The 1,606-nt window shown below is 51.5% G+C and carries 1 rRNA gene and 1 other annotated feature (1 of these 2 running past the window's edge); the gene reads left to right on the forward strand.

Annotation, left to right across the window (positions count from 1 at the left end):
- Positions 1 to 1,419, forward strand: a sequence feature (most likely nonfunctional fraction of RNA operon); it begins 1,844 nt to the left of the window's first position.
- 70 nt (positions 1,420 to 1,489) lie between these two features.
- Positions 1,490 to 1,604: ribosomal RNA gene (rrf, locus tag ACIQUC_RS17850) — 5S ribosomal RNA — on the forward strand.
- Positions 1,605 to 1,606: the final 2 nt, after the last annotated feature.

Consider the following 1,606-nt stretch of genomic DNA (forward strand, 5'->3'; position numbering starts at 1 on the left):
TGCACGTCCAAGCAGTAAGGCTGAGTGTTAGGCAAATCCGGCACTCATAAGGCTGAGCTGTGATGGGGAGAGGAAATTGTTTCCTCGAGTCGTTGATTTCACACTGCCGAGAAAAGCCTCTAGATAGATAACAGGTGCCCGTACCGCAAACCGACACAGGTAGTCAAGATGAGAATTCTAAGGTGAGCGAGCGAACTCTCGTTAAGGAACTCGGCAAAATGACCCCGTAACTTCGGGAGAAGGGGTGCTCTTTAGGGTTCACGCCCAGAAGAGCCGCAGTGAATAGGCCCAAGCGACTGTTTATCAAAAACACAGGTCTCTGCTAAACCGTAAGGTGATGTATAGGGGCTGACGCCTGCCCGGTGCTGGAAGGTTAAGAGGAGTGGTTAGCTTCTGCGAAGCTACGAATCGAAGCCCCAGTAAACGGCGGCCGTAACTATAACGGTCCTAAGGTAGCGAAATTCCTTGTCGGGTAAGTTCCGACCCGCACGAAAGGCGTAACGATTTGGGCACTGTCTCAACGAGAGACTCGGTGAAATCATAGTACCTGTGAAGATGCAGGTTACCCGCGACAGGACGGAAAGACCCCGTGGAGCTTTACTGTAGCCTGATATTGAAATTCGGCACAGCTTGTACAGGATAGGTAGGAGCCTTTGAAACGTGAGCGCTAGCTTACGTGGAGGCGTTGGTGGGATACTACCCTAGCTGTGTTGGCTTTCTAACCCGCACCACTTATCGTGGTGGGAGACAGTGTCAGGCGGGCAGTTTGACTGGGGCGGTCGCCTCCTAAAAGGTAACGGAGGCGCTCAAAGGTTCCCTCAGAATGGTTGGAAATCATTCATAGAGTGTAAAGGCATAAGGGAGCTTGACTGCGAGACCTACAAGTCGAGCAGGGTCGAAAGACGGACTTAGTGATCCGGTGGTTCCGCATGGAAGGGCCATCGCTCAACGGATAAAAGCTACCCCGGGGATAACAGGCTTATCTCCCCCAAGAGTTCACATCGACGGGGAGGTTTGGCACCTCGATGTCGGCTCATCGCATCCTGGGGCTGTAGTCGGTCCCAAGGGTTGGGCTGTTCGCCCATTAAAGCGGTACGCGAGCTGGGTTCAGAACGTCGTGAGACAGTTCGGTCCCTATCCGTCGTGGGCGTAGGAAATTTGAGAGGAGCTGTCCTTAGTACGAGAGGACCGGGATGGACATACCTCTGGTGTACCAGTTGTCGTGCCAACGGCATAGCTGGGTAGCTATGTATGGACGGGATAAGTGCTGAAAGCATCTAAGCATGAAGCCCCCCTCAAGATGAGATTTCCCAACTTCGGTTATAAGATCCCTCGAAGATGACGAGGTTAATAGGTTCGAGGTGGAAGCGTGGTGACACGTGGAGCTGACGAATACTAATCGATCGAAGACTTAATCAATTTTTAAAAAACGTTTTGCGACGCAAAATCTTACTTACTATCTAGTTTTGAATGTATAATCATTCATTTGTCTGGTGACAATGGCAAGGAGGTCACACCTGTTCCCATGCCGAACACAGAAGTTAAGCTCCTTAGCGCCGATGGTAGTCGGACTGACGTTCCGCTAGAGTAGGACGTTGCCAGGCAA

The organism is Curtobacterium sp. NPDC098951, assembly GCF_044759965.1.
Classification (GTDB): domain Bacteria; phylum Actinomycetota; class Actinomycetes; order Actinomycetales; family Microbacteriaceae; genus Curtobacterium.